Raw genomic sequence first — 1,929 nt, 5'->3', positions numbered from 1 at the left:
GCATACCTGTGATAGTGGGAAAGGTGACTGTTTCCACAGTTCACGCCCTCGATTACAGACAGAGCAAGTGGGGAAGAGTAGCAAAACACCTTTTACATAAGGGCGAGTCACGGGCAGTCAGGTCGGCCAGTGCGACAATAGCCGTCTCTAAACTGATGGCGGAAGAGTTGTCATCGAAGTATTCTTCGAAAGTCGTATACATTCCGAACGGTGCCACTCTCAGAGAAACCCCTCCGTTCAAGGATCTCCTCGGATCGGGAATCGAAAGTGGCCGATTTATCCTTACCGTTGGCAGGTTCATTGTCGAGAGAGGGTTCGATACTCTACTTGAGGCCTGGTCTGAGATAAATACTGAAATGAAACTTGTCATCGTGGGTGACGAGAGATTCGAAGTCGAATACGCCCGGAGATTGCATGAGATCGCCGACGATCGAGTGATATTCCCGGGATATGTCACCGGGGAACGATTGGACGAACTGTACGCTCACTGCGCTTTTTACATCCTTCCTTCACTGGTAGAAGGCCTTCCGATCTCACTGATAGAGGCGATGAGTTTTTCAAGGCCGGTGCTGATCAGCGATATTCCGGAAAATCTTGAGGTTGCAGGGAAAATTGGAGCTGTATTCAGAGGTGGAGATAAAATCGATCTTGCGAGGGGCGTGAGGGAGATGATCGCCCTTGATGATGGGGCAGCCTCCCGGATGGGAAGTCTTGGAAGAAAGAGGGTCGAAGACGAGTACAGTTGGGATTCAGTGGCAGAACGGACGGAGAAATTCTATCTGAGCCTGATGAATAGAGTGAAAAAGCACCCCCGGACATGACCGGATGGGATGGGATTGAAGGCGCAGACACGGGGTGCCAGCCTGAGCCGATCTTCAATTTAATTGACAGGTAGCGTTATTTCTGATAATCAAAGTTCGGAGAAGGCTGACAAGTTCCGGATATGGAGGTAGAGAGCCATGATGAGAATCTCAGGGAACCGCGGGTATTTATTATCACTGACAATTTTAATGATTCTTTTTCTTCAGGCAGGCTGTACGAAGACCGAAACAGGAAACAGGGTGCCAGCTGTTCGGGAATCTTCTCAGTCGGAGGACAGAGTCGTACCATTGGAAGAGGAACTGGAAGAAGTATACGATATTGACGAGGAAGTCCTTGAGGATGATGACATCGAAGAAGTGACTGAAGTGCTTGACAAACTTGAGAAAACGAAGCCTGACACATTTTCGGTAAAGGATATTAATGAAGAGCCCCCTGTCGTGGAAAAGTTCGCGTTAGGTTACAGGGTTCAGGTATTCGCTTCTTCAGAACTGGAGATAGCAAAACAGTTCAAGAAAAAATTAATGGCAGGAACAGGACTTGCAGTATATATAGATTATGAAGGTAGTCTTTATAAGGTCCGGGTGGGTGACTTTCCCGGGAGAGATGAAGCTTCTGACGCGAGAATAAGGCTGGCAGAAGAGTATCCTGACTGCTGGATAGTCAAAACGACAATTAGAAAATAGCAACAGAGTCTCAGGAAGGAGACAATACCAAATGCCTGAGTTACGCAAGAGCCCGATAATGGAACGGTGGGTTATTATCTCCACCGAAAGGGGCAAAAGGCCAGACGATTTCAAGAGAGAAAAATTGCCTCCAAAAGGCGGATTCTGTCCCTTTTGCAATGGGAATGAAGACAAGACGCCACCTGAAGTCCTTGCCTATAGAGAGCCGAAATCTTTGCCCGACAAGGAAGGGTGGAGTGTTCGGGTAGTACCCAACAAATTTCCCGCTCTTCAGATCGAAGGTGATCTCGACAAGAGAGGTGACGGTATCTATGATATGATGCGGGGGGTCGGGGCTCACGAGGTCCTCATAGAGTCTCCTGATCAGTCGAAGAACATCCAGTACCTTTCGGACCGCCATGTCGAATCGATCTTCTGGGCTTTG

General features: G+C 48.4%; 3 protein-coding genes. All 3 read left to right on the top strand.

The genetic code is table 11. The features are described from left to right. A partial coding sequence (locus KOO63_07085) for a glycosyltransferase family 4 protein (GenBank protein MBU8921567.1) occupies positions 1 to 821 on the top strand: 821 nt, incomplete at its 5' end. 288 nt (positions 822 to 1,109) lie between these two features. Next, positions 1,110 to 1,505, top strand: a complete 396-nt coding sequence (locus KOO63_07080; protein MBU8921566.1) for an SPOR domain-containing protein — start codon at positions 1,110 to 1,112, stop codon at positions 1,503 to 1,505. A 31-nt stretch (positions 1,506 to 1,536) separates the two neighbouring features. Beyond that, positions 1,537 to 1,929: hypothetical protein (locus KOO63_07075; protein ID MBU8921565.1), on the top strand; the 393-nt coding region annotated here is incomplete at its 3' end.

Source organism: Candidatus Latescibacterota bacterium, assembly GCA_019038625.1.
Lineage (GTDB): Bacteria > Krumholzibacteriota > Krumholzibacteriia > Krumholzibacteriales > Krumholzibacteriaceae > JAGLYV01.
The sequence above is the reverse complement of the archived record's forward strand: the minus strand, read 5'-3'. Positions and strand labels throughout refer to the sequence as shown.